26 protein-coding genes are annotated in these 25,765 nt (G+C 69.0%); 14 read left to right on the top strand and 12 right to left on the bottom strand.

What is annotated here, in order from left to right; all coding sequences use genetic code 11:
* Nucleotides 1-8 precede the first annotated feature (8 nt).
* Nucleotides 9-683 (top strand): response regulator transcription factor, encoded by a 675-nt coding sequence (locus OG205_RS37350; protein WP_330272542.1) that lies wholly within the window; start codon nucleotides 9-11, stop codon nucleotides 681-683.
* Nucleotides 683-1,957, top strand: a complete 1,275-nt coding sequence (locus tag OG205_RS37355) for an ATP-binding protein (protein ID WP_330272543.1) — start codon at nucleotides 683-685, stop codon at nucleotides 1,955-1,957. Before OG205_RS37350 ends, OG205_RS37355 begins: the two co-directional genes overlap by 1 nt.
* A 1-nt stretch (nucleotide 1,958) precedes the next feature.
* On the opposite strand, the gene OG205_RS37360 is transcribed toward OG205_RS37355, so the two are convergent.
* The 3 genes from OG205_RS37360 to OG205_RS37370 form a co-directional block, all read right to left on the bottom strand.
* Nucleotides 1,959-2,492: a GtrA family protein gene (locus tag OG205_RS37360; RefSeq protein ID WP_330272544.1), complete on the bottom strand. Its 534-nt coding sequence runs from the start codon at nucleotides 2,490-2,492 to the stop codon at nucleotides 1,959-1,961.
* Entirely contained in the window at nucleotides 2,422-3,021 is a 600-nt protein-coding gene (locus tag OG205_RS37365) for a GtrA family protein (protein WP_442916854.1), read from the bottom strand. Before OG205_RS37365 ends, OG205_RS37360 begins: the two co-directional genes overlap by 71 nt.
* Before the next feature lie 112 nt (nucleotides 3,022-3,133).
* The gene (locus OG205_RS37370) at nucleotides 3,134-5,353 is read right to left on the bottom strand and encodes a sigma-70 family RNA polymerase sigma factor (protein WP_330272545.1); all 2,220 of its coding nucleotides are present in this window, start codon (nucleotides 5,351-5,353) and stop codon (nucleotides 3,134-3,136) included.
* Nucleotides 5,354-5,495: 142 nt separating this feature from the next.
* On the opposite strand from OG205_RS37370, the gene OG205_RS37375 reads away from it, so the two are divergent.
* From OG205_RS37375 to OG205_RS37405, 7 genes are all read left to right on the top strand, one after another.
* The gene (locus OG205_RS37375) at nucleotides 5,496-6,263 is read left to right on the top strand and encodes a GGDEF domain-containing protein (RefSeq protein ID WP_330272546.1); all 768 of its coding nucleotides are present in this window, start codon (nucleotides 5,496-5,498) and stop codon (nucleotides 6,261-6,263) included.
* A 112-nt stretch (nucleotides 6,264-6,375) separates the two neighbouring features.
* Nucleotides 6,376-6,756, top strand: coding sequence for a GntR family transcriptional regulator (locus OG205_RS37380; protein ID WP_330272547.1), 381 nt, complete (start codon nucleotides 6,376-6,378; stop codon nucleotides 6,754-6,756).
* Nucleotides 6,753-7,547, top strand: coding sequence for an ABC transporter ATP-binding protein (locus OG205_RS37385; protein WP_330272548.1), 795 nt, complete (start codon nucleotides 6,753-6,755; stop codon nucleotides 7,545-7,547). Before OG205_RS37380 ends, OG205_RS37385 begins: the two co-directional genes overlap by 4 nt.
* Entirely contained in the window at nucleotides 7,544-8,611 is a 1,068-nt protein-coding gene (locus tag OG205_RS37390) for a hypothetical protein (protein ID WP_330272549.1), read from the top strand. Before OG205_RS37385 ends, OG205_RS37390 begins: the two co-directional genes overlap by 4 nt.
* 32 nt (nucleotides 8,612-8,643) lie before the next feature.
* Entirely contained in the window at nucleotides 8,644-9,840 is a 1,197-nt protein-coding gene (locus OG205_RS37395; protein ID WP_330272550.1) for a 5-(carboxyamino)imidazole ribonucleotide synthase, read from the top strand.
* Nucleotides 9,837-10,325, top strand: coding sequence for a 5-(carboxyamino)imidazole ribonucleotide mutase (gene purE / locus OG205_RS37400; protein WP_319975146.1), 489 nt, complete (start codon nucleotides 9,837-9,839; stop codon nucleotides 10,323-10,325). Before OG205_RS37395 ends, purE begins: the two co-directional genes overlap by 4 nt.
* A 79-nt stretch (nucleotides 10,326-10,404) precedes the next feature.
* Nucleotides 10,405-11,568 (top strand): acyl-CoA dehydrogenase family protein, encoded by a 1,164-nt coding sequence (locus OG205_RS37405; RefSeq protein ID WP_330272551.1) that lies wholly within the window; start codon nucleotides 10,405-10,407, stop codon nucleotides 11,566-11,568.
* 70 nt (nucleotides 11,569-11,638) lie between these two features.
* Here the strand turns inward: OG205_RS37405 and OG205_RS37410 are convergent, their stop codons facing one another.
* The 4 genes from OG205_RS37410 to OG205_RS37425 form a co-directional block, all read right to left on the bottom strand.
* A complete protein-coding gene (locus OG205_RS37410; protein ID WP_330272552.1) occupies nucleotides 11,639-12,094 on the bottom strand; it encodes a macro domain-containing protein in 456 nt (151 codons plus the stop codon).
* 182 nt (nucleotides 12,095-12,276) lie between these two features.
* Entirely contained in the window at nucleotides 12,277-12,999 is a 723-nt protein-coding gene (locus OG205_RS37415; protein ID WP_330272553.1) for a hypothetical protein, read from the bottom strand.
* A gap of 71 nt (nucleotides 13,000-13,070) precedes the next feature.
* Nucleotides 13,071-13,550, bottom strand: coding sequence for an SRPBCC family protein (locus OG205_RS37420; RefSeq protein WP_330272554.1), 480 nt, complete (start codon nucleotides 13,548-13,550; stop codon nucleotides 13,071-13,073).
* On the bottom strand, nucleotides 13,547-13,873 hold the full coding sequence (locus tag OG205_RS37425) for an ArsR/SmtB family transcription factor (protein WP_330278314.1): 327 nt from the start codon (nucleotides 13,871-13,873) through the stop codon (nucleotides 13,547-13,549). The genes OG205_RS37420 and OG205_RS37425 overlap by 4 nt, the downstream gene beginning before the upstream one ends.
* A gap of 313 nt (nucleotides 13,874-14,186) precedes the next feature.
* On the opposite strand from OG205_RS37425, the gene OG205_RS37430 reads away from it, so the two are divergent.
* From OG205_RS37430 to OG205_RS37440, 3 genes are all read left to right on the top strand, one after another.
* A complete protein-coding gene (locus tag OG205_RS37430; protein WP_330272555.1) occupies nucleotides 14,187-15,119 on the top strand; it encodes a trypsin-like serine peptidase in 933 nt (310 codons plus the stop codon).
* An 85-nt stretch (nucleotides 15,120-15,204) separates the two neighbouring features.
* Nucleotides 15,205-15,963, top strand: a complete 759-nt coding sequence (locus OG205_RS37435; protein WP_330272556.1) for an META domain-containing protein — start codon at nucleotides 15,205-15,207, stop codon at nucleotides 15,961-15,963.
* A gap of 129 nt (nucleotides 15,964-16,092) precedes the next feature.
* Nucleotides 16,093-16,509, top strand: coding sequence for a DoxX family protein (locus tag OG205_RS37440; protein WP_330272557.1), 417 nt, complete (start codon nucleotides 16,093-16,095; stop codon nucleotides 16,507-16,509).
* Here the strand turns inward: OG205_RS37440 and OG205_RS37445 are convergent.
* The 3 genes from OG205_RS37445 to OG205_RS37455 all read right to left on the bottom strand — a co-directional run bounded on the left by OG205_RS37445 (nucleotide 16,490) and on the right by OG205_RS37455 (nucleotide 19,915).
* Nucleotides 16,490-17,173 (bottom strand): TIGR03089 family protein, encoded by a 684-nt coding sequence (locus tag OG205_RS37445; RefSeq protein ID WP_330272558.1) that lies wholly within the window; start codon nucleotides 17,171-17,173, stop codon nucleotides 16,490-16,492. The two genes, OG205_RS37440 and OG205_RS37445, sit on opposite strands and share 20 nt — an antisense overlap.
* 10 nt (nucleotides 17,174-17,183) lie before the next feature.
* Entirely contained in the window at nucleotides 17,184-18,371 is a 1,188-nt protein-coding gene (locus tag OG205_RS37450; protein WP_330272559.1) for an LCP family protein, read from the bottom strand.
* 68 nt (nucleotides 18,372-18,439) lie between these two features.
* Nucleotides 18,440-19,915: an LCP family protein gene (locus OG205_RS37455; protein WP_330272560.1), complete on the bottom strand. Its 1,476-nt coding sequence runs from the start codon at nucleotides 19,913-19,915 to the stop codon at nucleotides 18,440-18,442.
* Nucleotides 19,916-20,109: 194 nt separating this feature from the next.
* Here OG205_RS37455 and rfbB point away from each other — a divergent pair, with 194 nt between their 5' ends.
* Both rfbB and rfbD read left to right on the top strand, forming a co-directional pair.
* Nucleotides 20,110-21,096: a dTDP-glucose 4,6-dehydratase gene (gene rfbB / locus OG205_RS37460; protein WP_330272561.1), complete on the top strand. Its 987-nt coding sequence runs from the start codon at nucleotides 20,110-20,112 to the stop codon at nucleotides 21,094-21,096.
* A 4-nt stretch (nucleotides 21,097-21,100) separates the two neighbouring features.
* Nucleotides 21,101-21,949 carry a dTDP-4-dehydrorhamnose reductase gene (gene rfbD / locus OG205_RS37465; protein WP_330272562.1) on the top strand — a complete coding sequence of 283 codons (849 nt, stop codon included), beginning with the start codon at nucleotides 21,101-21,103 and terminating at the stop codon, nucleotides 21,947-21,949.
* A gap of 237 nt (nucleotides 21,950-22,186) precedes the next feature.
* On the opposite strand, the gene OG205_RS37470 is transcribed toward rfbD, so the two are convergent.
* Both OG205_RS37470 and OG205_RS37475 read right to left on the bottom strand, forming a co-directional pair.
* On the bottom strand, nucleotides 22,187-23,278 hold the full coding sequence (locus OG205_RS37470) for a glycosyltransferase family 4 protein (protein WP_330272563.1): 1,092 nt from the start codon (nucleotides 23,276-23,278) through the stop codon (nucleotides 22,187-22,189).
* Complete coding sequence (locus tag OG205_RS37475) at nucleotides 23,279-25,765, bottom strand: glycosyltransferase (protein ID WP_330272564.1); 2,487 nt, start codon at nucleotides 25,763-25,765, stop codon at nucleotides 23,279-23,281.

A 25,765-nucleotide genomic window follows, 5' to 3' on the forward strand; every position in this document is an offset into this window, starting at 1 on the left:
TGGGCCCCGTGAGCGTGGTGTTGCTGGCCGAGGACGATCCGGCCATCGCGGAACCTCTCTCCCGCGCGTTGACGCGGGAGGGCTATTCGGTGCAGGTCGTGGGCGACGGGCCAAAGGCCTTCGAAGCCGCCATCGCCGGGGGTATCGACCTCCTGGTGCTGGACCTCGGCCTGCCGGGCATGGACGGGTTGGAGGTGTGCCGCAGGTTGCGCCAGAGCGGCAGGGGCGTGCCCGTGCTGATGCTCACCGCCCGAGCCGACGAGGTCGACTTCGTCGTCGGGCTCGACGCGGGAGCGGACGACTACGTCGCCAAGCCGTTCCGCCTGGCCGAGCTGATGGCCCGCATCCGGGCCCTGTTGCGCCGCCGAGCGCCGGGGACGCTGGAGGTCAACGGCGTCCGCGTCGACCTGGCCGCCCGCCGCGTCACGGTCGACGGCGGCGAGATCCAGCTGGCGAACAAGGAGTTCGAGCTGCTCAAGGTGCTGATCCAGCGCGCGGGGCAGGTCGTGAGCCGCGACGAGATCCTGTCCGAGGTCTGGAACGACCCCGATCTCAAGGGCAGCAAGACGCTCGACATGCACATGTCGTGGCTGCGCAGGAAGCTCAGCGACGGCACCCCGAATTCGGCAGAGAAGCGCATCGCGACCGTGCGTGGCCGCGGCTTCCGCTTCAACGCCGACTGATGCGCCGCCGGATCCTGCGGGCGATTCTGCTCGCCGTCGCCGTCACGGGTTTCGTGCTCGGCCTCCCGCTCGGCTACACCGCGCTCCAACTCGTCGAGGACACCGCCCGCGGCAGCCTCACCGAACGAGCCCAGCAGATCGCGACGACGCTGGACGACCAGCTCGCCAAGCAGCAGAGCATCGACATCGACGCCGTCAGGGTCGCCATACCGACCGACGGCCGCCTCACGGTCGTCTCGGCAGGCGTCACCAAGGCCACGGGACCCTCGCCGGGCGACGACCCGCTGGCCGTCGAACTGACGATCGCCCAGCAGGGCACCGTCCGCCTGGAGGTCCCCTCCGGGCCGATGCACACGCAGCAGGCCCAGGTGGCAGGACTGGTGCTGCTCCTGCTGGCGCTATCGGTGGGCACCGGCACCGTCGTGGCCCTGGTGACGGCGCAAACGCTTGCCCGCCCGCTGGGGCACGTGGCCGCCCGCGCGTCCCGGCTGGGTGCGGGCGACTTCCGCGCCGACGAGCAGCGCTACAACATCGAGGAACTCGACGCCGTCTCCGAAGCCCTCGACACCTCCGCCACGGCCCTCGCCCGCCTGGTCCAGCGCGAACGCGAGCTGGTCGGCGACGTCTCCCACCAGCTCCGCAGCCGTCTCACGGCCCTCCAACTGCGGCTGGAAGCCCTGGCGGAGCACCCCGAACCCGACACGGCCGCCGAGGCCCGCGCGGCCCTGGAACAGGCAGAACGCCTCGCCGCCGTGCTGGACGAACTCCTCGCCGCCGCCCGCGCGGCCCGAGCCGTCGACGCCGAACCGCTGGAACTGCGGCCCGCGCTGAACCTGATCGCCGAGGAGTGGCGCGAGCAGGTCAGGAGCCAGGGCAGGGCGTTGCGCGTCCGCGTCCCGGACGGCCTGCTGGCCCGCGCCACCCCCGCCCGTCTGCGCGAGGCCATCGGGGTGCTGCTGGACAACGCCCTGCGTCACGGCGAGGGGTCCGTCATGGTCACCGCGCGCAGCGAAGAGGGCACGGTCGTGGTCGAGGTCAGCGACGGCGGCTCGGGCGTGCCGGACGACCTGGCGGCGCACATCTTCGAACGCGGCGTCTCCGGCGGCGGCTCGACCGGTGTGGGGCTGGCGCTCGCACGGGCACTGGTCGACGCGGACGGCGGCCGGTTGGAGCTGTCCACGGCACGGCCGGCGACGTTCGCCGTGTTCCTGCCGGTGCCGAAGGCTCAGGACGTGGTGGGCATCTCCTGGAAGACGCCGGGCACGCCGCGCTGACCTACGAGTGGCCGAGTTCCTTCTCGTCCTCGATCGACCGCTTCTTGCGGCCGTTCTCCTCGGGGAAGACCCAGTTCTTGTAGCCGTACCAGCGGAAGGCCATCGCGATGAGCGTGCCGATGATCTGCGCGCTCAGGAAGTCCGAGATCTCCTCGGTGAGTCGCGACACGTGCGGCTCCTGCAGGTGGAACGCGTACCGCGCGATGTACAGCGGCGCGGAGTTCAGCACGATGCCGATGCCGTTGACCAGGAAGAACAGCAGCGCCTCGTGGTGACGCTCGCGGCCGCCGCGGGTGCGGAACGACCACTCCCTGTTCAGGATGTACGACACGATCGTGGCGACCAGGGTCGCGATGATCTTCGCGGTCACCGGGTTGTTCGGCAGGACGACCGTCTTGATCCCGAAGAACAGGACGGTGTCGATCACGAAGCAGGTGCCGCCGACCAGGGCGAACTTGACTAGTTCACGATGCTTCAGCGCGATCGACCGGATCGGCTCCGGAAACCGCGAGATCACTGTTTCGCCTAGGGACACGCGACGAGTCTACGGAGATCGGGTGAACGCGCCGGTCCGGCCGCGCGTCGGCGTCCGGGAACACCCAGCGCCGCATCGCCCAGAACTTGAACCCGGTGGCGAGCAGCATGCCGATGATCGAGCCTGAGACGAAGTCGGCGATCTCCTCGGTCATGACCGAGACGAACGGGGCCTGAAGGCCGAACAGGTGCCGTGACAGCCACAGCGGGGCGATGTTGATCCCCACGCCGATGCCGCTGACCAAGAAGAACAGTGCGGCTTCGTGGTGGCGTTCGCGGCCGCCTCGCGTGTGGAAGGACCACTCGCGGGACAGCACGTACGAGGCGATGATCGCCACCAGCACGCCGATGACCTTCGCCGTGACGACCTTGTCGGTCAGCACGGTGAGCTTGAGCGCGTACCAGACGCCGTTGTCGATCAGGAATGTCGTGCCGCCGACCAGGGCGAACCTGATGATCTCGCGGTGCTTGTGAAGCAGGAACTGGAGTGGTTCCGGCAACCGGCTCATGGCACGGCGAACGACTGGCAGCACCTGCCCAGCTTACGGATCAAGGTAACGGCCACTGCCTCCGGGTGTTACCTTCTGCCACTCAGAGGCACATGACCTGCACGTTCAGTGACGGCCAAAGATCAACTTTTGATCAACTTCGCGGCGCGGGACACGGCCACCCGAACAGGTCGGGGATCAGCGGCGGCAGCAGTCCCGGCCACTGGTCGCACGGCTCCGATGTAGGCGGCGGCGTGGTCGACGACGGTGGCGGCGGCGTCTCGGACGGGTCCGGCAGCGTCGGCACGGTGATCGTCGGCGAGGTCACCGTCGGCTTCGTGGGGACCGTGGGTTCCGTCGGCTTGGTCGGCGAGGGCTCGGTCGGCCGCGTCGGCTCGGTCGGTTTCGTGGGCTGCGTCGTCGTGGTGGTCGTCGGAGGAGGCGTCGTCGTCGTGGACGTCGGCGGGTTCGGCGGTTCCTCGCCCGGCGGGTCCGGCCAGGCCTTCACCGGCACGGTCACGGACTTCGTCACGTTGCCCAGCGTGGCCGTGACGGTGACGTTGCCGCCCCGATGCCCGAACGCCCAGAGGGACATCCGGTACCGGCCGCCCTTGTCGAGGTCGGTGACGCAGCGGAGCGTCGTCTTGCCGGCCGACGTGCACTCGCGGTACGGCGTGTAGAGCACGAGGTTCTCCGACGTCGACACGTCCAGCTTCAACGTGCCCGCGCGCGGACCCGTGTTGCGCACCTCGACGTCGGCGCGCGGGTCCCAGAACACCTCGTCCTGCCACGTCTTCACGGAGAGTTCGAGGTCGTCGTTCACCGGCGGCACGTTGACCGCGACGTTGACGTTGACGGAGATCGCCGCGCCCGCGCTGATGACACCGGTGATGGTGCCGGGCACCGCGGCGTCGGTCGCCCGCAGCAGGAAGTGGAACGTCGCCTTCCCGCCGGGCGCGATGCCCTGCGGAGTCACGCACGTGATCGTGCCGGTGCCCGCCGGGCAGTTCACGGTCTGGTCGGCCGCGCCGTCCGGCTGCAGCAGGCGCGCGGCGCCGAACGACGCGGGCCCGCCCGTCGAGACGACGCCCGGCGGCAGGTTCAGCACCATGCTCGCGGGCGGCGCCGCGGTGCCGCCGGTGTTCAGGATGGAGATCGGGAAGTCCTTGGGCTCCTCGCCGGGCGTCAGCGTGTACCCGCTCGGAGTGGTCGGCGTGAGCGACGGCGGCGTGGGAGCGGGCGGTTCGGGTGCCGGGGGCTCGGGGGCCGGTGCCGGCGGCGCGGGCGGAGTCACCGGGGGCGGCGGCTCCGTCGTGGGCTGCGGCGGCTGGGGCGTGGGAGCGGGCGGAACGGGTGCCGGCGGCACCGGCCGCGGCGGCTGGACCTGCGTCTGCGAGGGCGGCGGTTCGACGGCCTGGACCACGGGCGCCTGCTGCTCGCCACCGGCCGCGGCCAGCGCGATCGCCACAGCGGCGGCCACGGCGGCAGCGGATCCACCGACCGTGACGAGCTGACGGGGGATCGCGGCACCCACGGCGCCCGCACCACCCGCGGCCGCTCCGGCACCGACGACGGCCGTCGTGGTGCCCGCGGCGATCAGGTACGTCGTGGCACCGATGCCCAGCACCAGCGGGGCGACGAAGATCCGCAGCGCGCCGTTGACGTCCGCGAGTTCGGCGGCCAGCGCGCGGCACCGGCCGCACTCGTCGAGGTGCGCCTCGACCTGGGTCGCCTCGCGCTTGGACAGGCCCGCGCGGGTCCAGGCGCCGAGCCGGTCGACGGTCGCCCTGCAGCGCTCCGCCTCCGTGTCGGTCAGGTGCATCTGCAGGTACTGCTGCTTGAGGCCCTCACGGGCGCGGTAGGCGAGCGCGGACACGCCGTTGGCCGTCAGCCCGAGCAACGGGGCGACCTCGGCGGGCGACTGGCCCTCGATCTCGGTGTGCCAGAGCACCATCTGCCAGCGCTCGGGCAGTGCGGCGAACGCGCGGGCGGCCATCGACTTCTCGAGCCCGGCCACCGCGGTGTCGCTGAACTGCACCGCCGGCGCGACGTCGGTCATGTCCTCGGTGAGGTCGACCTTCTTGTCGCGGCGCGTCTTGTCGTACGCGGTGTGCCGCAGCGCCGTGAGCAGGTACGCGCGGAACGCCGAGTCGGGTCCGCGGCCGGCACGGAGCGTGTCCAGCACCTTCGCGAACGCCTCGGAGACGAGGTCGTCGGCCTCCGCCTGGGAGCGGGCCAACTGGCGGGCGAGGTTGTAGGCCGCCGAGACGTGGCGTTCGTACAACTGGCCGTAGGCGTCGATGGTCCCGCCACGCACTGAGTCGATCAGTTCGGCGTCGCTGGGTCCCTGGACGTCCGCAGGAACGATTGCCACAGTCTTCGTTTCCCTCCCTCGCGGCGCTCAGTGTGACTTACGGCGCCTGACAGAGTCATCTCAATCCCCCGCGCGGGTTGCGTCACGAATGAGCGACGGCTGCGTCTCCCACCTGGAATCGGGTGAGCTGAAGGGAGACCGGGTGGGTGTCGCACAAGCGGAACGCCTGCTGAAGTCGAGGTGGCGGACCGCCACCATGGCCGCAGGCTGGGCGTTCCCCGCAGACTGGCCGCTCGCCGAGGTCGACGACGTGTGCGCGGCGATGCTGGAGAACACCGACCCCGGCGACGCGCTGGTCCGGCTGGGCCGGGCTCGTGCCGAGGCGGGAGCGGGCCTGAGCGAGACGCTGCTGGACCTGGCCGCGCTGCACGCCGTGCTGACCGCCGTGTCGCACGTCGTGTCGCCGGACGTCGACTCGCTCCCCGCGCGGATGTTGCGGATGACAGCGCTGGGATGGGCGGACGTGGTGACGAAGCAGGCCGGCGAGTGCGCGGCCGAGGACCCTCTGACCGGGCTGGCGACCGCCGCGTACCTGCGCACGAGGCTCGGCGAGGTGTACCGGGAGACACCCGTCGCCTCGCTCGACTACGCGCTGGTCATGCTGCGTCTCGACGTGCACCGGGCCTCGGGATGGTCCCGTGTGGTCGCGATGACGCTCGCGTCCGACGCTTTGCGCACCGTCTTCGACGGTGGTGAGACGTTGGCGACCCTCGGGCCGTGCGTGGCCGCGGTGCTGGTTCGCCGTGACGAACTGCTGGCACGCAGAGTGTCGAACCTCAGAGTCCTGGCGGCCGACCGGCTCGCCGACGACCCGCAGGTCCGGCCGGTCGGACCCGCCAAGGTCTGGGTCGAGCAACTGCCGGACACGCACGCCGAGGCGCGTGCGCTCCTCACCTCGCTTGGGCGCTGAACTCCCCTGTCCCGCGCCCACGGGCTCCCCGTGTCCCCACCGGGGGTGGCTTTCCAACGCTCCGAGAAGTGTTCTATTGTGCTAGTTCACTAGAACAATCTGGGGAGCGTGCGTGGTCGAGTTCCACGTTGACCGCGGCAGTGGTCTTCCCGCCTACCTGCAACTCGGCAGGCAGGTCAGGGAGGCCCTGAGGCTCGGCTGGTTGCAGCCGGGTGATCGGCTGCCGACGGTCCGCGACGTCGTCGCCACGAGCGGCGTGAACGCGAACACCGTGCTCAAGGCCTACCGCGAGCTCGAACTCGCCGGCCTCGTCGAAGCCCGTCAGGGCTCCGGCACCTTCGTCACAGGGTCCCTGGGGTCCGCCGCCCCCGAGGACCTGGACCCGTTGCGCGCCAAGCTCGCCGCATGGGTCGCGGAGGCACGCTCCGCCGGGTTGGAGGACGAGGACATCGACGCGCTGGTGCGCGAAGTGCTGAGTGGGGGAGCGCGATGAGCGTGGTTGCGGCCGAAGTGTCGAAGTGGGCTTTACGGGACGTCTCGTTCGAACTACCGCCGGGCAGCGTCACGGCGATGGTGGGGGCCAACGGCTCCGGCAAGACGACGTTGCTCAACGTGCTGGCCGGGCACCTGATGCCGGAAACGGGCCACACGTCGATCGCGGGCCGGGTGGCGTACGTGCCCCAGCACAAGCCCATGTACAAGTCGTTCAGGGTCGCGGACGTGCTGGAGTTCGGCCGCCGCATGAACACCGTCTGGGACCACGGCCGGGCCGAGCAGTGGCTCAACCGGTTCCGGATCCCGCGCAAGCTCCAGATCGAGGACCTGTCCGGTGGTGAGCGCACGCACGTGGTGCTCGCGCTGGCGCTGGGGTCCCGCCCGGACGTCCTGATGCTGGACGAGCCGCTGGCCGAACTGGATCCGCTGGCGCGCCGGAAGGTCATGCGGGAGTTGCTGACCGAGGTCAACGACAAGGGCATGACGCTGATCTTCTCCACGCATGCCGTGGGGGAGATCGCGGGTGTCGCCGACCGGTTGCTGGTGCTGTCACGCGGCCGGCTGCTGGTGGACGGCGATGCCGACGAACTGCTGGAAGAGCACGTCCTCTACACCGGTCCGCACGCCTCGAAGTCGCCCGTGGAGGGGCACGTGGTGCTGGCGAAGCACGGCAGGGCCCAGTCGTCGTTCCTGGTGAGATCGGGCGGCCAGCGGATCGACGAACCCTGGACGGCCCGGTACGTGACGCTGGAGGAACTGGTCGTGGCGCACCTGGAGCGTGACCTGTGAACCTGAAATCACTCATCTGGCTGACCTGGCGCCAGCACCGCTGGGCCATCTCCGGCGTCGGGACCGTCGCGCTGATCGCCATCTGGAACCTGTGGTCGATCGAGTCGCTCAGGTTCGCCGAGTCCTCGATGCCACTCGGCGGCTTCTACTCCTTGATCGTGCAGACCGCGTTCGGTGCGTTGGTCGGTGCGTTCTGGGGTGCTCCGCTGATCGCCCGCGAACTCGAGGAACGCACCTACTTCGTGGCGTGGGGTCAGGACGTCACGCCCGTGCAGTGGTTGCGCGGCAAGCTGATCGTGCTCGGTGGCCTGGCCGTGCTGCTGGCGGCGCTCATCGGCAACGGCGACGGCTACTTCGGTTCCGTGCGGACGTGGAACAGCTTCGAGGGCAACTCGCTCGTGCAGATCGGTTACGCCGCGCTCGGGCTCGCGCTCGGCGTGCTCATCGGTCTGTTGAGCAGGAACGTCGTGACGGCGATCGCGGTGACGACCGTGCTCTTCGTGGTCGTGCGCATCGTCCTGGCCGTGTGGGTGCGTCCCTTCTACTGGCCACCGGCACGCGTGATCGCCCGCTGGGACGACACGCCGGTAGTGCCTGATCGAGGCTTGGAGCTCGGCCACGGCTACGCCGGGTCCGACCTGCAACCGGTGCCCGCCCGGAGCGACTGCCTGACGGCCGTCAACGAGACCAGCTGCATGCGCCGTGTGGACGCCGCCATCGGCACGTACGTCGACTACCAGCCGGTCGAGCGCGTGGTGTGGTTCCAGATCGCCGAGTTCCTGGTGTACGCGCTGATCACGGCGGGATTGCTGGCCGTGGTCTTCCGGCTGATGCGCAACGGCGGTGGGTGGAAGCCCTCCCGTGCGCACCGCCGCCTCGGTCCGCCGGTGCCCGAGCCCACGCCGGACCTTCCGGCCCCGGAGACCACCGCGACGCCGGAGCCGGACGCTGACCCGGACGTCGAGACCGGCGAGGCCTCGGATCCCGCACCCGAACGCGTTTCCGAACCCGCGCCAGGCGACCAGGCCACGTCCGGGACCGCCACCGCCAAGACCGAGGGATAGCGAGAAAGAAGCGCAGGTAGAATGCCTGAACCGTGGACTCTCGTACCCGTCTCCCCGTCGTCGGAATGATCGGCGGCGGGCAGCTCGCCCGCATGACGCACCAGGCCGCGATCCCACTGGGACAGTCGCTGCGCGTGCTCGCAGTCTCCGAGAACGACCCGGCCGCCCTCGTCGCGCGGGACGTGGTGCTCGGCACGCACACCGACCTCGACGCGTTGCGCGCGTTCGCGAAGGGCTGCGAGGTCGTCACGTTCGACCACGAGCACGTGCCGCAGGAGCACCTGCGCGCGCTGGTCGCCGAGGGCGTGAAGGTGCACCCCGGTCCGGACGCGCTGCAGTACGCGCAGGACAAGCTCAAGATGCGGGTGCGGCTGGCCGAGCTGGGGCTGCCGGTGCCGCCGTTCGCCGAGGTGCACGAGGTTCGCGACGTGCAGAAGTTCGGCGCGGCCCACGGCTGGCCGTGCGTGCTGAAGGCGATCCGCGGCGGCTACGACGGGCGCGGCGTGTGGATGCTGAACACCCCGCAGAGCGCCGAGCGGGTCGTCCCCGAGCTGCTGGAGGCCGGGACGCCGCTGATGGTCGAGCAGTGCGTCCCGATGCGCCGCGAACTGGCCGCCGTCGTGGCGCGCTCGCCGTTCGGGCAGGGCGCGGCGTGGCCGGTCGTCGAGACCGTGCAGTCCGACGGCATCTGCGTCGAGGTCCTCGCACCGGCTCCCGCCCTGGACGGCGCCGAGGCCCAGGAGCTGGCGCTGAAGGTCGCCGACGCGCTGGGCGTCGTGGGCGTGCTGGCCGTCGAGCTGTTCGAGACCGCGGACGGCGTGGTCGTGAACGAGCTCGCGATGCGCCCCCACAACTCCGGCCACTGGTCGATCGAGGGCGCGCGCACGTCCCAGTTCGAACAGCACCTGCGCGCCGTCCTGGACTACCCGCTCGGCCGCACCGACCTGATGGCGCCGGCCGTCGTGATGGCGAACGTCCTCGGGGCGTCCGACGTGCCCGCGATGGGCCCGGACGAGCGCGTGCACCACCTGTTCGCCCGATTCCCGGACGCGCACGTGCACCTGTACGGCAAAGAGGAACGTCCGGGCCGCAAGGTCGGGCACGTGACGTTCCTCGGCAACGACATGACCGAGGTCCGCCACCGCGCGCAGCTCGCGGCTCAGTGGCTGTCCACGGGCATTTGGTCAGACGGATACGACATTCACGGCGAGAAGCGGAGTGCGGAGTGACTCAGGTTGGCGTGATCATGGGCAGCGACTCGGACTGGCCGGTGATGAAGGCGGCCACCGAGGCCCTCGCCGAGTTCGACGTGCCGTTCGAGGTGAGCGTCGTCTCCGCCCACCGCACCCCGCAGCGCATGCTCGACTACGCCGGTTCGGCCGCCTCACGCGGTCTGCGCGTGATCATCGCGGGTGCCGGCGGCGCCGCCCACCTGCCCGGCATGGTCGCCTCCGCCACGGTGCTCCCGGTCATCGGCGTGCCCGTCCCGTTGAAGTACCTCGACGGCATGGACTCGCTGCTCTCGATCGTGCAGATGCCCGCGGGCGTCCCGGTCGCCACGGTCTCAGTCGGTGGTGCGCGCAACGCGGGCCTGCTGGCCGTCCGCGTGCTGGCTGCCTCGGACGTCGCACTGCAGGAGCGCATGGCCCGCTTCCAGGCAGAACTCGAGCAGCTCGTACTAGACAAGGACGCGGCGCTGCAGAAGTCCCTCTGAGTGCTCAACAGCACAGCGGCGCCCGACGTGAACGGGCGCTAACATCGTGCACGAGTACTCGCTACTGGGAGGTAACAAGGTGAACCCGAGCTTCGGCACCTATCAGCTCGCCGAGGAGCACGAGGCGCTGCGAGAGGCCGTCCGCTCGCTCGCCGAGAAGGAGATCAAGCCGTACGCGGCCGAGGTCGACGAGAACGAGCGCTTCCCGGTAGAGGCCCACAACGCCCTGGTCAAGGCAGGCTTCGCGGCCGTCCACGTGCCAGAGACCTACGACGGCCAGGGCGCGGACTCCGTGGCCACCTGCATCGTCATCGAGGAAGTGGCCCGCGTCTGCGCGTCGTCCTCGCTGATCCCCGCGGTGAACAAGCTCGGCACCATGCCGATCCTCCTCTCGGCGTCCGACGAACTGAAGCAGCTCGTCATGCCGTCCATCGCCTCAGGCGAGGCAATGGCCTCCTACGCTCTGTCCGAGCGCGAGGCAGGCTCCGACACGGCGTCGATGCGCACCCGCGCTGTGCTGGACGGCTCGGACTGGGTGCTCAACGGCACCAAGTGCTGGATCACCAACGCCGGCGAGTCCACCTGGTACACCGTCATGGCCGTGACGGACCCCAACGCCGCGAAGAAGTCCGCCGGCATCTCGGCGTTCGTCGTGCACAAGGACGACCCGGGCTTCTCGGTGGGCCCGAAGGAGCGCAAGCTCGGCATCAAGGGCTCACCGACCCGCGAGATCTACTTCGAGAACTGCACCATCCCGGCCAACCGCATCATCGGCGAGCCGGGCACGGGCCTCAAGACCGCTCTTCGCACCCTGGACCACACCCGCCCGACCATCGGCGCCCAGGCCGTAGGCATCGCACAGGGTGCGCTCGAAGCCGCGGTCGCGTACGTCAAGGACCGCAAGCAGTTCGGAAAGTCCATTTCGGACTTCCAGGGCGTCCAGTTCATGCTCGCCGACATGGCGATGAAGATCGAGGCGGCCCGCCACATGGTCTACGTCGCCGCCGCCAAGGCAGAACGCGGCGAGCCGAACATCGGCTTCATCACCGCGGCAGCCAAGTGCTTCGCCTCCGATGTGGCCATGGAGGTCACCACGGACGCGGTGCAGCTCTTCGGCGGCGCCGGCTACACGCGCGACTTCCCGGTCGAGCGGATGATGCGGGACGCGAAGATCACGCAGATCTACGAGGGCACGAACCAGGTCCAGCGCGTCGTGATGTCGCGCGCCGTGCTCAACGGCTAGATCGACGACCCCGTGATCGGCCTGGAGGCTCGCCCTCCAGGCCGATCAGCGTTCGTGGGGTGAGCAGGAGCTACAGACGAAGTCGCGCGGCATTTTCCGGGCTGTAGACCACGATGGTCGCGTCCAGTCGTCCGAGCTTCTCCCCGATCAACGCCTCCACCTCATCCCACGGGAGCCCGCCCAGCCCGGCGCCGAGCGGCGGCACCGCCACCGACTGGATCCCGAGTTCGCCGATCACGCGAGCCAGATCGTCCAGTCCGTCGGCCACGTCGGACAGCTTCGACCGCGACCGGAAGTGCCCCTTGGTCGGGAAGCTGATGAAGTGCCGGTCCAGCGACACCACGTGCACGCGCCCCAGCCGCACGTCCCCGGCGGCACAGGCCGCCGCGTACGCCGAGAAGTAGGCGGGGTGGCGCTGCTTGAACTGCAGCGCCAGCCCCTTGCCCATCACACCGACGCAGTTCACCGCGTTCACGAGTGCCTCGACGTCGGCGTCCAACAGGTCGCCCGAACCTCGCACGATCACAGCAATCCCCCCGGAAGTGGTGTCCTGAAACGCATGGTGCCGGACACCACCGACAAGATCGCTGACTCAGGCGGCCACGCACGTGCCGATCGCCTCGCCGACAGCGCCCTTCGCCCCAAGCGCACGACCACCGACCCGACCGGGGAACCGTTGTCACCAAAGGTGATTACGGTCCGCCACCCTCAAGCCAGGTAAAGGGCAGTCGGCAGAACGACCACTGTGGACGATTCCCGGCGCACCGCACGCCCGAAGCAGATGGCGGTGATGGTCGAGCCGTCCACGAACACGGCCGAGGCGGAGGCCGGCACCCGTGAGAGCGGCACGGTGAAGGCGATACCGGGACCGGAAACGGCGATGTCGTTGTCTCGCAACGCGATCCGGTACGACGCTTTGACCTTCACGTAGCCCTGCGGGGAACCCGAGACGGTTCCCCCGGCGGTCAGGTCCAGCTGCACCAGCTCGTCGCGGGCGACCAGGTGCCGCAGCACCACGTCGAGTGCGCGGGCGGCGTTCGTCTCCGCTTCGAACGTCTCCCGCACGGTCTCGCTGCCCGAACGCCTGCCGCCCGCCTCGACCAGCGAACCGCGGAGGCCCAGTGCCCCCTCGCGTGACGTGCCGCGTTCGACCTCGCGGAGGCGTGCCTCGGCGGCGGCCTGCGGGGTTTGGCCGTACATGCTCATGATCGAGCTCTCGTCGAGCATCAGGAACGTGCGGATGCGTCCCTGCTCCAGGTCGGCCGGGCGCTCGTGGGTGGTCGCGGTGACTATCGCCAGCTTGGCGGCCTCGACGGCGGTCGCGCTCTTGTGTTCGGCGCGGCGGGCGGTCTTCGAGGCGTTTCGCCAGCCGTACACGCCGATGGCGGCCAGCACGAGGATCGCCGGTAGCAGCAGCAGTATCGAGTTCATGGCAACCCTCCGCGTGACCGGTCACGCGGAGCATCGCCCAGATCGCCGCCCGCATTACTCCGCCGAACGGGTCACAGCGTGGCGAGGACCTCGCCCAGGCGCTCGTACGAACGACCAGCGCCGTCGGCCATGCCGGTCGCCAGCACCGCGTCCCGGGCCTCCTGCGAGACGAGCCGCATGGTGGTGGTCATCGTCGTCTGACCGTCCACCTCCACGAACTCGACCGTCGAAACGGCCGGCGGGTTGTCCTCGAAGATCTCCGTGTTCACGATCCGCGAGAACGGCGTGACCTCGGTGTACTCGCCGTGCATCTCGAACGCGCCAGAGCCGTCCGGCTGCGCCCAGCCGTAACGCCACTTGCCGCCCACGCGCAGGTCGACCTCGCAGATCGGCATGTCCCAGCCGTCGGGGCCGAGCAGCCAGCGCCGCAGCAGTTCGGGGGTCGTGAACGCCTTCCACACCAACGAAGCGGGCGCGTCGAACGTGCGCGACATCGCGATCTCGGTGTCGGACGGGAGGGTGACGGTCGTGCCGAACTTCACCGTGGTCATTTCTCGTTCTCCTTCATCTCGGTCAAGAGTGCGTCCAGGCGCGAGTAGCTCGCATCCCAGAAGCGGCGGTAGTTCTCAGCCCACACGGCGACCTCCTTCAGCGGTGTCGCGTCGAGCTGGCAGGGACGCCACTGGGCCTCCCTGCCGCGGGTGATCAGGCCTGCCTTCTCCAGCACGCGTAGGTGTTTGGAGATCGCCGGGCCGCTGATGTCGAACGGCTCGGAGAGCTCCTTCACCGTTGCCGGGCCCTCGGTGAGCCGCGCGAGGATCGCCCGGCGGGTCGGGTCCGCCAGTGCGGCGAAGGTGGCGCTCAGCTGGTCCATCTCGTACCTAACCACTTGGTTATCTAACCGCTGGGTTAAGTACAGCGACGGGCGTGCGGTCTGTCAACCCCCAAGTTCAAGATCAACTGTTTGGATAGCGCTTTCCAATCCGGCACATCGGTCGAAGAAATGGCCCGGATGGACCTTTTTCTGGCAGGCATGGAATGGAAGCGGGGCTGAACAGAGCAACTTCAAAATATGCCTGGACACCAGGTCAGAGGCATCGCTACGTTCGAAAAGCCGCAAGTGAACCTCGTTTAGTGAGGTATTTCGAATGAGAGCGAAAAGAACTGTTTCATTAGCGTTCGGATTTTTGCTGGCTGCTTCCGTGCTCGTGCCGACCGCGCAGGCGGCACCTAACGGCAGCGCTGCCAGCCTGGCCAGAACCTCCGACAACAAGATCCAGTCGGCCGCCGCGGCCGAGGCGTACTGGACTCCGGAGCGCATGGCCGCCGCGATCCCTGCTCAGGCTCCCGCCACGGTTCAGGCCGCTTCCCCACACCAGCCCTCGGGTCGTGCGGGCAGCATCGACGGGGTCGCACCCTCGGTGAAGGTCAAGACCGAGCAGGCGCAGGGCATCGGGACGATGCTCAACGAGTCGGCGACAGTCGGAAAGGTGTACTTCACCAACCCGGCCAACGGCCTGAACTACGTCTGCTCCGGCGCGACCGTGAGCAGTGCCAAGAGGAAGCTGGTCCAGACGGCGGGGCACTGCGTGCACGGCGGTGCCGGCGGTCAGTGGATGAGCAACTGGGTGTTCGTGCCTCGCTACCGCAACGGCGCGCGCCCCTTCGGCACGTGGAGTGCCTACCAGCTCACGGCTCGCACTGCCTGGATCAACTCCAGCAACAGTGACGAGGACATGGGCATCGTCATCATGCAGACCCTCGGCGGCAGCTCGATCGCGAACGTCGTGGGCGGCAACGGGTTGCGCTGGAACTGGGGCTACTCGGTGTCCGTCACGATCCTCGGCTACCCCGCGGGTGCGCCGTTCACCGGTGAGCTGCAGTACTTCTGCCAGGGCACGACCTGGAACGGCCACAGCCAGCAGGTGCGGGCCTGGTGCAACATGACCGGCGGATCGTCCGGCGGACCGTGGTTGCAGGAGTACAACGACCAGAACGGGCTGGGCTACATCAACAGTGTGGTCAGCCACCGGCACGCCGACGCGAGCCAGATGGACGGGCCGTACTTCGACAACGACATCAAGAGCCTCTACGACTTCGCTGAGTCGCTGTCCCCGTGACATCGAATTCTCCGTTGGCCGGGCGCGGAAATCCCGCTCCCGGCCTTCGGGCAACCACAGGGCCACGACGTTCCGTCCTACTCGCATGAGCAACCGAATCGCCCTCGCCGTCCTCCTGTTGACCGCCACGGCGTGCGGTAGCCCTTCCACGGGTCAGAGCGCGAACCTGCGGGGCAAGGTGTACGTCTCGTCCTCCGTCACCGAACAGGGCAAGCCGCGCGCCATGGTCGAGGGCACGAGGGTGGAACTGAGATTCACCGACGACGGCAGGCTCATCGCCACCGCGGGCTGCAACCAGATGCAGGGCCCGGTGACGCTCGATGACGGCAAGCTCACCGTCGCCGAGCTCGGCATGACCGCGATGGGCTGCCCCAAACCCGAGCTGCACCAGCAGGACGAGTGGCTGTCGAAGCTGCTCCGCTCGACACCGTCCTGGAAGCTCGACGGCACCAACCTCGTGATCACCGGAGCGGACACGGAGATCGTGCTCGCGACGGAACAGCCCGCCACCCTGGAGGGCACCTGGACCGTCGACGGACTCGTCACGCGCGACGCCGTCTCGTCGCTGCCCGCGGGAGTGAAGGTCACGGTCTCGTTCCGCGGGAGCGTCATGGCGGTGGACACCGGATGCAACCTCAGGGGCGGAGACCTGCCGTACGAACTGTCCGGCCAGACGATCAAGGTCGAGCTCGGGCCCATCACCGACAAGGGATGCGGCGAGGTGAACGAGGTGGAGACGGCCGTCACGGAGGCGTTGGGAAAGGGAGAGTTCACCTACAAGATCAACCGCACCTCGCTGATCCTGACCAACGCCGAGGGCAGCGGCCTGACGCTCAAGAAGTAGCGGGACCAGCGAACCTAAGGACTCGCTGTTGGATTCCTGTCGAAATCATGAGGTCGTTCAAACCGGCACTAGTTTTGGTTCGAGGCTGAACGACCTACAGCTGAACGACAGGATCGGGGAGCAAGCAACATGGTCAAGGACATCGCCGCACTCATCGGGCGGATCGCCGTCGGCATCGTGTTCGTCGCGCACGGCTGGCAGAAGTTCACCGAGTTCGGCATGGCGGGTACCGCTGGCTCGTTCGACAAGATGGGCGTGCCGCTGCCGACGCTGTCCGCGTGGTTCGCCGCGTCGGTCGAACTCGCCGGCGGCCTCGCGCTGATCGCCGGTCTGGCGCTGCCGGTCGCCGGTGTGCTGCTCGCCGTCAACATGGCCGGCGCGTGGATCCTGGTGCACCTGCCGAACGGCCTGCTCGGCGAGGGTGGTGCCGAGCTGGTCGTCGTGCTCGGTGCGGCCGCCCTCGCGCTCGGCTTCAACGGTGGCGCCTACGCGCTGGACCGCGTGCTGTTCAAGAACAACAAGGTGCTCAACCCAGCAGCTGTGTGACCTTCTCGCTCTCCCGGCGCGCGGCCATCTGGCCCGCGTCGGGATTGCTCACCTGCACCAGCGAGCCGCCGGCTGCGAGCACGGCCAGAAAGCCTTCCAGCACAGCGGAAGGCGAATCCCACTCCAGAGTGGACAGCACGCGCGGCTCGGAGCCGAGCTTCGCGCCGAGCTCACGCGCCTGAGCGACCACCTCATCCACAGTGGACTCGCCCAGTGCGAGCGTGGAGCCCGCGATCGGCTCCCACGGCATGAAGTCGTCGCCGTGCACACGCACGTCGTCCGCGTAGTCGACCGGGGCGCCGGAGCCCAGGCCCATGGGGTGCAACGAGGCCACGGCCACGACGTCCGCGTCGGCAGTGCCGCCGGGCGGCACCACGGCCACCTTGGCGTCGGTTCCGGCGCCGACCACGCGGGCACCGCACCACCAGGCGCCGAGCAGCAGGCCCACGGTCTGCCAGTGCGCGGGCAGCAGCACCGCGACCGAGTCGCCCGGTTCGACGTCGTGCTCGTCGCGCAGCCAGTTCGCCGTCTTCGCGGCCCAGTTCTTCACGGTCGCACGCGACAGTTCGATCCGCGTGTTCGCCGCGTCGTCGTAGTGCGTGATCAGCGGACGACCCGGATCGGCCTTCAGCAACGGCGTGAAGAGGATCTCGGTCACGCTCACGCGGTACTCCCTAGTCGACGCACGGCACATCCTGGCGCGCTGCGGCAGCGTGCGCGCCGTCCAGCGAGAGCAGCTTTTCAGGGCCGAACCGCGCGGGCGTACTCGGGGTCGTCGACGACGGAACGGGCTTCGGGGTCTCGCCGATCAGCTGCGCCACCCACGCCTTCACCGCCTCGCGGTCGACCGTCACGATGCTCTGCCCGCGTTCGTTGCGGCCGTCGATGCTCGTCACCGGGATCGTGGCGAACTCCACGTTGCCCGACGCGAGGCCCTGCGCCTGCGCCGCCAGCGTCGCGAGGTCGAGGTTCTGGTCCACGACAACGGACTTCGACACCGCGTCGAGCAGCCCGCTCATCTTCCCCGGATCGGTGAACGTGCCCGCGGACAGGAGCTGCTTCATCGCCTGCGACATGAACACCTGCTGCCGGGCGATGCGACCCAGGTCACCGCCGGGCATGTTCCGCTGCCGCACGAACGACAACGCGTCGCCGCCCGAGACCGTCTGCGGGCCCGCGCGGAAGTCCGCGCCGGAGTTCGGGTCCGACGTGCCCGCCTTCAGGCACACCTGCACGCCACCGATCACCTCGGTCAGCAGGTAGAACCCGTAGAGGTTGATCTCCGCGTAGTGGTCGACGCGCATCCCCGTCAGGTCCTGCACCGCCTGCACCAGCGCCTTGCGCCCGGCCTCGTCCGACCTGCGTTCGCGCTCCTGCTGGTCGCTCACGCCCTCGGCCTGCAACCGTTCCGCGGTCAGGTACTTCACCGCGCCGTACGCGGAATTGATCTTGTCTTCCTGATAGCCGGCGATCGGGACGTACGTGTCGCGTGGAATCGAGATGGCGCTCGCCTTGCCGCCGTTGCGGGGCACGCGCATCACGATGATCGTGTCCGTGTTCACCGTGTCCGTGCCCTCGGTGCGCAACTTGCGCAACACGTCCGCGGGAAGTGGCCGCCCCTGCGCGTCCGTCCGGCTGTCGCTGCCCACCAGCAGGATGTCGATCGCGCCGTCGTCGACGGGCGGCGAGTTCGGGATGTCCTCCAGCACCTGGAGGATCTGCGTGGTGTTGGTGTTCTGCTTCACCAGCCGCAACGCGGTCCAGAAGTAGCCGGAGAACGCCAGCGTCGTCACGGCGACAAGCGCGATCACCGTACGGCCGATGACCCGTGCGGTTTTCTTCGCGCGTGCGGCAGTGCTCAACGGTTGGCCCTTCGTGTGCTGGTTCTGCGTGCTCAGCGTAACTATCGCAAGCCCGTTACGCCGGGGATTCAGTTCACGCAGACCAGTCCGCCCGCCGTGATCGGCGGGGTGCTGCTCGAGCTGGCGGCCGTCGACGTGCCGGGAACGCCCTGCGGATCGATGTCCTCTGCGTCGTCGCCCGGCGCCTGGTAGTCGCTGCCGACGAAGACCTGGATCTGTCCCTTTCGGACGGTCGCGTCCTCTTCGACGCCGACGCCGGCGCCGAGTTCCGCCGCGACCTTGCGCGCGGAGCCCTCTTCACCGGTCGCGTACCGCACGACGGTGGTGTCGCTGTTCTGCGGCGCCGACGCCACGGGTCCGCGCTGGAAACCCTTGGCCGTCAACGTGTTCATCACCTGTGACGCGAGACCCTGGATGCCGGCCGCGTTGAAGACCTGCACGGTGATCGAGGAGTTCGGCGGCGCGGGGAGGCTGGTGGTCGTCGTCGGGGCCTTGCTCGTCGTGTCCTTCTCCTCGGCCAGCTCGGTGAGGAACTTGCGCACCTGCGCGGGGTTCACCGGCAGCACGTTGCCGTCGCTGTAGGTGTCCGTCGGGTCACCCACCGGGATGGTCTTGAACTCGAAGTTGCCGCCCACGAGTCCCTGCATCTGCTCGGCGAACGTGGTGATGTCCCAGCCGGAACTGAGGATCACCGACTTCTGCACGGCCTCGACCAGCCCGTTGAGCTTGTCCGAGTCCGTCAGCGTGCCGGTCGACAGCACCTTCTTCGCGAGGGCCCCGATGAACACCTGCTGGCGCACGATCCGGTCGAGGTCGCCGCCGGGCAGGTTCTTGCGCTGCCGCACGAACGACAGCGCGGCCGCGCCCTCGATCGTCTGCTGGCCCGCCTGGAAGTTCGCGCCGGAGTCGCTGTCGGAGGTCGGCTCCTTCAGGCACACCTCGACGCCGCCGATGGCTTTGGTGACCTCGTAGAAGCTGGCGAGGTTGACCTCGGCGTAGCGGTCGATCCGCACCTGGTTGCCGGAGAGGCCCTCGATCGTCTTGATCAGCGTCTTGCGGCCGGCGGCCATCGACTCGGTGCGGATCCGCGCCTCGTCCGTCACGCCCTGTGAGCGAAGCTGCTGGTCGACGGTGTTGCGCTGGCGCGCGAACGCCGAGTTGAGCTTGTGCTTGCCGAACCCGTCCGCCATCTCGACGTAGGAGTCGCGGGGGAACGAGATCGCGACCGCGCGGGTGCCGTCGACCGGGATGTGCACCAGGATCATGGTGTCGGTGTTCTGCTCGCCGTCGGCGATGCCGCCGTTGAGCATGGCCAGCACCTCATCCGACAGCGGGTTGCCCTGCGCGTCGGTGCGGCTGTCGATGCCGACCAGCAGGATGTCGACCGCGCCGTCGAGCGGCTTGGGCCCCTGCTTGGCGAGTTCCTCGGAGATGACCTCTGTCTTGACGATGCCGTCGTTCGTCGTGCGCAGCTTGTTCCAGCCGTACGACGTGATGAGAAGCACAGCGGCCGAGACGAGCGCGACGAAGATCCTTCCCGTCACCAGGAAAGCGCGAAAGGCCCCAGACGGCCGGGTGCCCACCACCCTGACCGGCAGAGTTCTGCCTTCCACAGCCGTTTCCTCCCCCACACCGCGAGCTTAGTTCTTTATAAGTCAGACGACGTGACATTGCTGTGGGTTGCAGCGATTAGGTACGTGACAGACTGCGAGCGGGGAACACCACGGGAGGAAATGGCATGCGCGTACTGGTGACAGGTGGGGCCGGGTTCATCGGCTCGCACTACGTGCGGGAGTTGGTGAGCGGGTCCTACCCGGCGTTCGCCGGTGCCGAAGTGGTGGTGCTCGACAAGCTCACCTACGCGGGCAGCGAGACCAACCTCGCGCCGGTCGCGGGCAAGTTCGAGTTCGTGCAGGGCGACATCTGCGACGCGGACGTGGTCGCCGAGCAGATGCGCGGCATCGACGTCGTCGTGCACTTCGCGGCCGAATCGCACGTGGACCGGTCGATCACCGGATCGGCGGACTTCGTGCTCACGAACGTCCTGGGCACGCAGACGCTGCTGCAGGGCGCCCTGAACGCGGGCGTGGGCCGGTTCGTGCACGTCTCGACGGACGAGGTCTACGGCTCGATCGAGGACGGCTCCTGGACCGAGACGCACATCCTCGAACCGAACTCCCCGTACTCGGCCTCCAAGGCATCTTCCGACCTGTTGGCGCGTGCGTTCCACCGCACTCACGGACTGCCCGTGAGCATCACTCGGTGTTCGAACAATTACGGGCCGTATCAGTTCCCCGAAAAGGTGATTCCGCTCTTCGTCACCAATTTGATCGACGGCAAGAAGGTGCCTCTCTACGGCGACGGCCTGAACGTGCGCGACTGGCTGCACGTGGCCGACCACTGCCGCGGCATCCAGCTCGTCGCCGAGGCCGGCCGGGCGGGCGAGATCTACAACATCGGCGGCGGCACCGAGCTCACCAACCGCGAGCTGACCGAGAAGCTGCTGGAGGCGACGGGCCGCGACTGGACGGCCGTCGAGCCGGTGCAGGACCGCAAGGGCCACGACCGCCGCTACTCGGTCGACATCTCCAAGATCGCCTCCGAACTGGGCTACGCGCCGCAGGTCGACTTCACCGTCGGTCTCTCCGACACGGTCGAGTGGTACCGCGAGAACCGCGCCTGGTGGGAGCCGCTCAAGGAGCGCGCGGCGCTGGCGAAGGGCTGAGAAGTTGATCCTCGTTCCCGGTGGTCGTGGCCAGCTCGGTCACGACCTCGCCGCCCTGTCCGCCGACGTCCGCGCGGTGTCCTCCGCCGAGCTGGACGTGACGAAGGTCGCGGCCGCGGACCTGGCCGGTGCCACCGCAGTGATCAACTGCGCCGCGTACACCGCCGTCGACGCCGCCGAGACCGACGAGGACCGCGCGTTCGCGGTCAACGCCATCGGTCCTGGTCTGCTGGCCGAAGCGTGCGCTTCCCTTGGCATTCCGATGATCCACGTCTCGACGGACTACGTGTTCGCCGGTGATGGCACGCGGCCCTACGAGACTTCTGACCCGGTCGGTCCGAAGTCCGCTTACGGCCGCACAAAACTCGAAGGCGAACGCCGTGTGCTGGAGGCGGGCGGCTATGTGGTGCGCACCTCGTGGGTGTACGGCGTGCAAGGCTCGAACTTCGTGAAGACCATGGCAGCGCTGGAATCCTCGCGGCCTTCACTGTCCGTTGTGGACGACCAGGCCGGTTCGCCGACGTGGTCGCACGACCTCGCGGCCGGACTTCTCGAGCTTGCCTCGGTTCTGCCGGAGACGCGTCTGCTGCACGCGACCGGCGGTGGCGAGACCACCTGGTTCCGGTTCGCACAGGCCATTTTCGAGGAGCTCGGCGCCGATCCCGCACGCGTCCATCCCTGCACCACGGCGGACTTCCCGCGCCCGGCCCCGCGACCCGCCTACTCGGTGCTGTCGGGTGCCGCGTGGGCAGCGGCGGGACTGCGCCCGTTGCCGCACTGGCGAAGCGCTCTTTCGGAGGCGGTCAGGGCCGGGGTGGTAGCTCCCCGTGCCGGTGCTGCGCCATTGGGGTGACCGGTCTGGCACGGTAGTCCCAAGTGCGGGAGCCTGTTCGGCATGTTCGATTCCGGGCGCACACCTCAGCGTCCCGCGACAGCGGATTCCGATCGGCAACGTTTCCTGAAGTGCGTTGCCGTTGTCACGGGCTCGCGACAGGTGTCGATGAGTCAGCTCGACAAGCGTTCGCCGAGGCCGCGCTCTCGGTGAAGTCGTTGGGGCGTCAGGATTTCCTGACGCCCTCCGACGTGTACCTCAGGCCCTGCTCCGCCGGTACGCCTCGACGGTCTTCTCCGCGCACCGCCGCCAGGTGAACCCGGACGCGTGCGCACGCCGTTCGGACTGCGCCTCGGGAGTGGTCGGTGCGGCGACTGCCTGCGCCATTCCATCCGCCAGCGCCTCGACGTCCCCGACCGGCACGTGCAGCGCGTGCCCACCGGCGACCTCGCGCAACGCGGGCACGTCCGAGCACACCACAGGAACGTTGCAGGCCAATGCTTCCAGCACGGGCAGCCCGAAGCCCTCGTCCCGCGACGGCAGCACCAGCGCCGTCGCCCCGGCCACCACCGAACGCAGGTGCACGTCGGACAGGTAGCCGGTCCGCAGCACCCGGCCCTCCACGCCGGACCGGCCCGGCCCGACGATCACCAGCGGCGGCAGCGACGGATCGGACGCGTGCGCCTTGATCAGGTACTCGAGGCCCTTGCGCGGCCCGGCCGCACCCACGAACAGCAGGTACTCCGAGCCCAGGCCCAGCCGTCCGCGCAACGTCGGCGACGGCGGCCGCGAGGCGAACCAGGCGGGGTCGACGCCCAGCGGCGTCACCACGATCTTCTCCAGCGGCACCGAGAACCGGTCCGCGACGACCGAGGCGACGGCCGCGGTCGGCGTGCAGATCACGTCCGCGCGCTGAGCCGACAGCCGGACGAGTTCGGGCAACCGGCGGTCCGACGGCGGGAGGTCGCCGGGCGCGTCCAGGAACGCCAGGTCGTGGATCGTGACGACCTTGCCGGCCCGGATCGTCGGCGGCAGCACGAAGTTCGTGGCGTGCATGACGTCGGTGAACCCGGCCAGCATCTCGACCGGCGGGAACGGGCCGCGCAGCCACAGCTCGCGCAGCGCCCGTGCCGAGACGGGCAGGCCCCGCGCGGTCACGTCGTGCGGGAGAACGGTGCGCAACGCACGCCAGCCGCGCAGCGTGAACGCCACGGCCCGCACGTCGACGTCGTCCGTCATCGACGCCAGTTCCTCGGCCAGCGCCGAGGTGTAGCGGCCGATTCCGGTGCGATGTCCTAGCAGAGGGGTGCCGTCGAGCAGCACCTTGAGGGGTTTCGGGGATCTCGCCATTTACCTGCCACCACGCGCGATTTTCCGCAGACGCCCCGTCGCCCGCTTGGCCAACTCGGTCGGGCCACCCGCGTCCAGGTACTCGCGCACCAGTTGCAGGTCCCGCTTCACCTTGTCCGTCGTGCTGAGCCCCGGTGTGCGCACCATGGGGGCCGAGCCGGGCAGACGGTCCGCGGCGGGCCTGGGGTTGCGGCAGAACTCGGCCAGCGGCGCGAGTGCCGTCTCCCAGGTGAACCGTTCGCGGACGACGGCGATGCGCTCACGGCACGCGGCCGCGAACTCCTCGTCGTAGAGCACCTTCTCCAGCGCGTCGGCCAGTGCCTCCGGGTCCTCCGGCGGCACGACGACGCCCAAACCTTCGCGCTCCACCAGGTCCGCGAACGAGTCGCCGGACGTGGTGACGATCGGCAGGCCCGCCCACAGGTAGTCGAGCACCCGCGTGCGGAACGCGAACGTGGTCTCCACGTGCTCGTAGTGCGTGGTGACACCGCAGTTCGCGTCGAGCAGCCAGTTCTGCCGGTCGTTGTACGGCACCCAGCCGTCGTTGAAGAACACGGTCTCGCCGGTCAGCCCCAACTGTGCGGACCGCGCCCGCGTCTGGCCGGCGATGTCCATGTCCGGGACCTCGGGGTTCGGGTGCTTCATGCCGAGGAAGTACAGCTTCGCGGACGGCTGCCGCCTGCGCAGGTGGGCCATCGCCTCGATCAGGGACAGCGGGTCGAACCAGCTGTAGACGCCGCCGGCCCAGATCACGACCTTGTCCGCGTCCGTGACGCCCGGCACGACACCCTTGATCGCCGGGCCGGTGCGCTGCGGCGGCTTGCCCGACAGTCCGAAGGGGACGATCCCGAGCAGTGACTGCGTCGTGGGGTCGTTGTCGTACAACGTCGGCGTCAACCGGCCCAGCGCGGCCAGGTGGCCGAGCCAGAAGTGCCGCTGCCGTTCCGACGCGCACAGGAAGAAGTCGCCACGTTCGAGCTGCGTGTTCAGCACCTTGGTGACGGCGGCGAGGTCGAGGGCGCGCTTGTCGTCGGCCTTGTCCTTGCCCTGTTCCAGCAGTTCCAGGTGCATCGGGTCGTACATGTCGCAGACCACGATCTTGGTCGACGACTCCTTCTTCAGCTCGCCGACCATCTCGAGCGCGTGGCCCTGCAGCACGACCACGTCCGCCCACGCGACGTGCGGCGGCAGTTCCTTCGGCCGGGCGCGTTCGACGCCGAACGGGGCGTCGGGCGGCGCGCACAGCGGGTTCGTGGTGACCAGCCGCACCTGGTGCTCGCCGGACAGCACGTCGGCCATGTGCCAGGCGCGGATCGCGGGGCCGGCCATCCGGTCCGAGATCGCGTCGCCGGTGATCACCAGGATCTTGCGGGGCCTGCCGAACACGTCGTCGATGCCCAGGACGTCCACGAGGATGTCGTGCGCGGCGAGGTAGCGCGGCAGGGGATAGGCCGGTTCGAGAGCCTTGCGCATCAACGGAACCAGGTCGGTGTCCGACATCCGGCGCGCGGCCTGCTCGATCCCCCGCGACTTGGCCAGCGACGGCATCAGCTCGACGAACTGGTCGATCGCGAGGAACCCCGCGAGCGACTGGCGGGACATCCCGACCGGCTCGCGGTCCTGCGCGGGGTCGGCGGGGCGGCGGGTGATCTCCAGCTGTGTGGGGTCGATCTCACCGCGGGCCGTCGCCCGGCGCACGCACAGCGCGAGCGCGGCCGGCAGCACCTTCGCCAGCGTCTCGTCGGAGAAGTTCTTGTACAGCGACATGAGCGCGTTGCGTTCCAGCAGGTACAGCTCGCGGCTCTCGTGGATCGAGCTCATCGACGCGTGGTGGCGGTGGAACGTGAGCGACGCCGGTTCGTAGCGGACCCGCCAGCCGCGCAGGTTCAGCCGCCAGCCGAGGTCGACGTCCTCGTAGAACATGAAGAACCGCTCGTCGAACCCGCCGAGCTTCTTGTAGAGATCGGCGCGCACGAACATCGCGGACCCGGTGCCGAACAGCACGTCCTTCGGGCCGTCGTGACTGCCGTCGTCGTCCTGACCGGCGTGCCGCTTGTAGCCCATGCCGAACCAGGTCAGCCCGCCGTCGACGAAGTCGATCTTCTCGCCGTCCCAGTCGAGGACCTTGCTCGCGACCGCGCCGACCGCCGGTTCGGCGTGGAACACCCTGATCGCGGCCTTGATCCAGTTCCGGTCCGCGCGGGCATCGTTGTTGAGGAACGCGAGCACCCCGCCCGTGGCGTGGTCGACGCCGAGGTTGCAGCCGCCCGCGAAGCCGAGGTTCTTCTCCGAGGTGACGATCTGGACGCCCGGCAGTTCCGCCTTCAGCCGTGCGGTGTCGTGCGCCTCGTTGTCGACGACGATCACCTGGAGCAGCTCGGCCGGGTAGTCCACCTCGGCCAGTCCGCGCACGCAGGTCACGGTGTCTTCCGCGCCGCGATAGTTGACGACCACGACGGACACGACGGGCAGCGAGACTCGATCCAC

It is taken from the genome of Lentzea sp. NBC_00516, assembly GCF_036346835.1.
In the GTDB taxonomy this organism is placed as follows: domain Bacteria; phylum Actinomycetota; class Actinomycetes; order Mycobacteriales; family Pseudonocardiaceae; genus Lentzea; species Lentzea sokolovensis.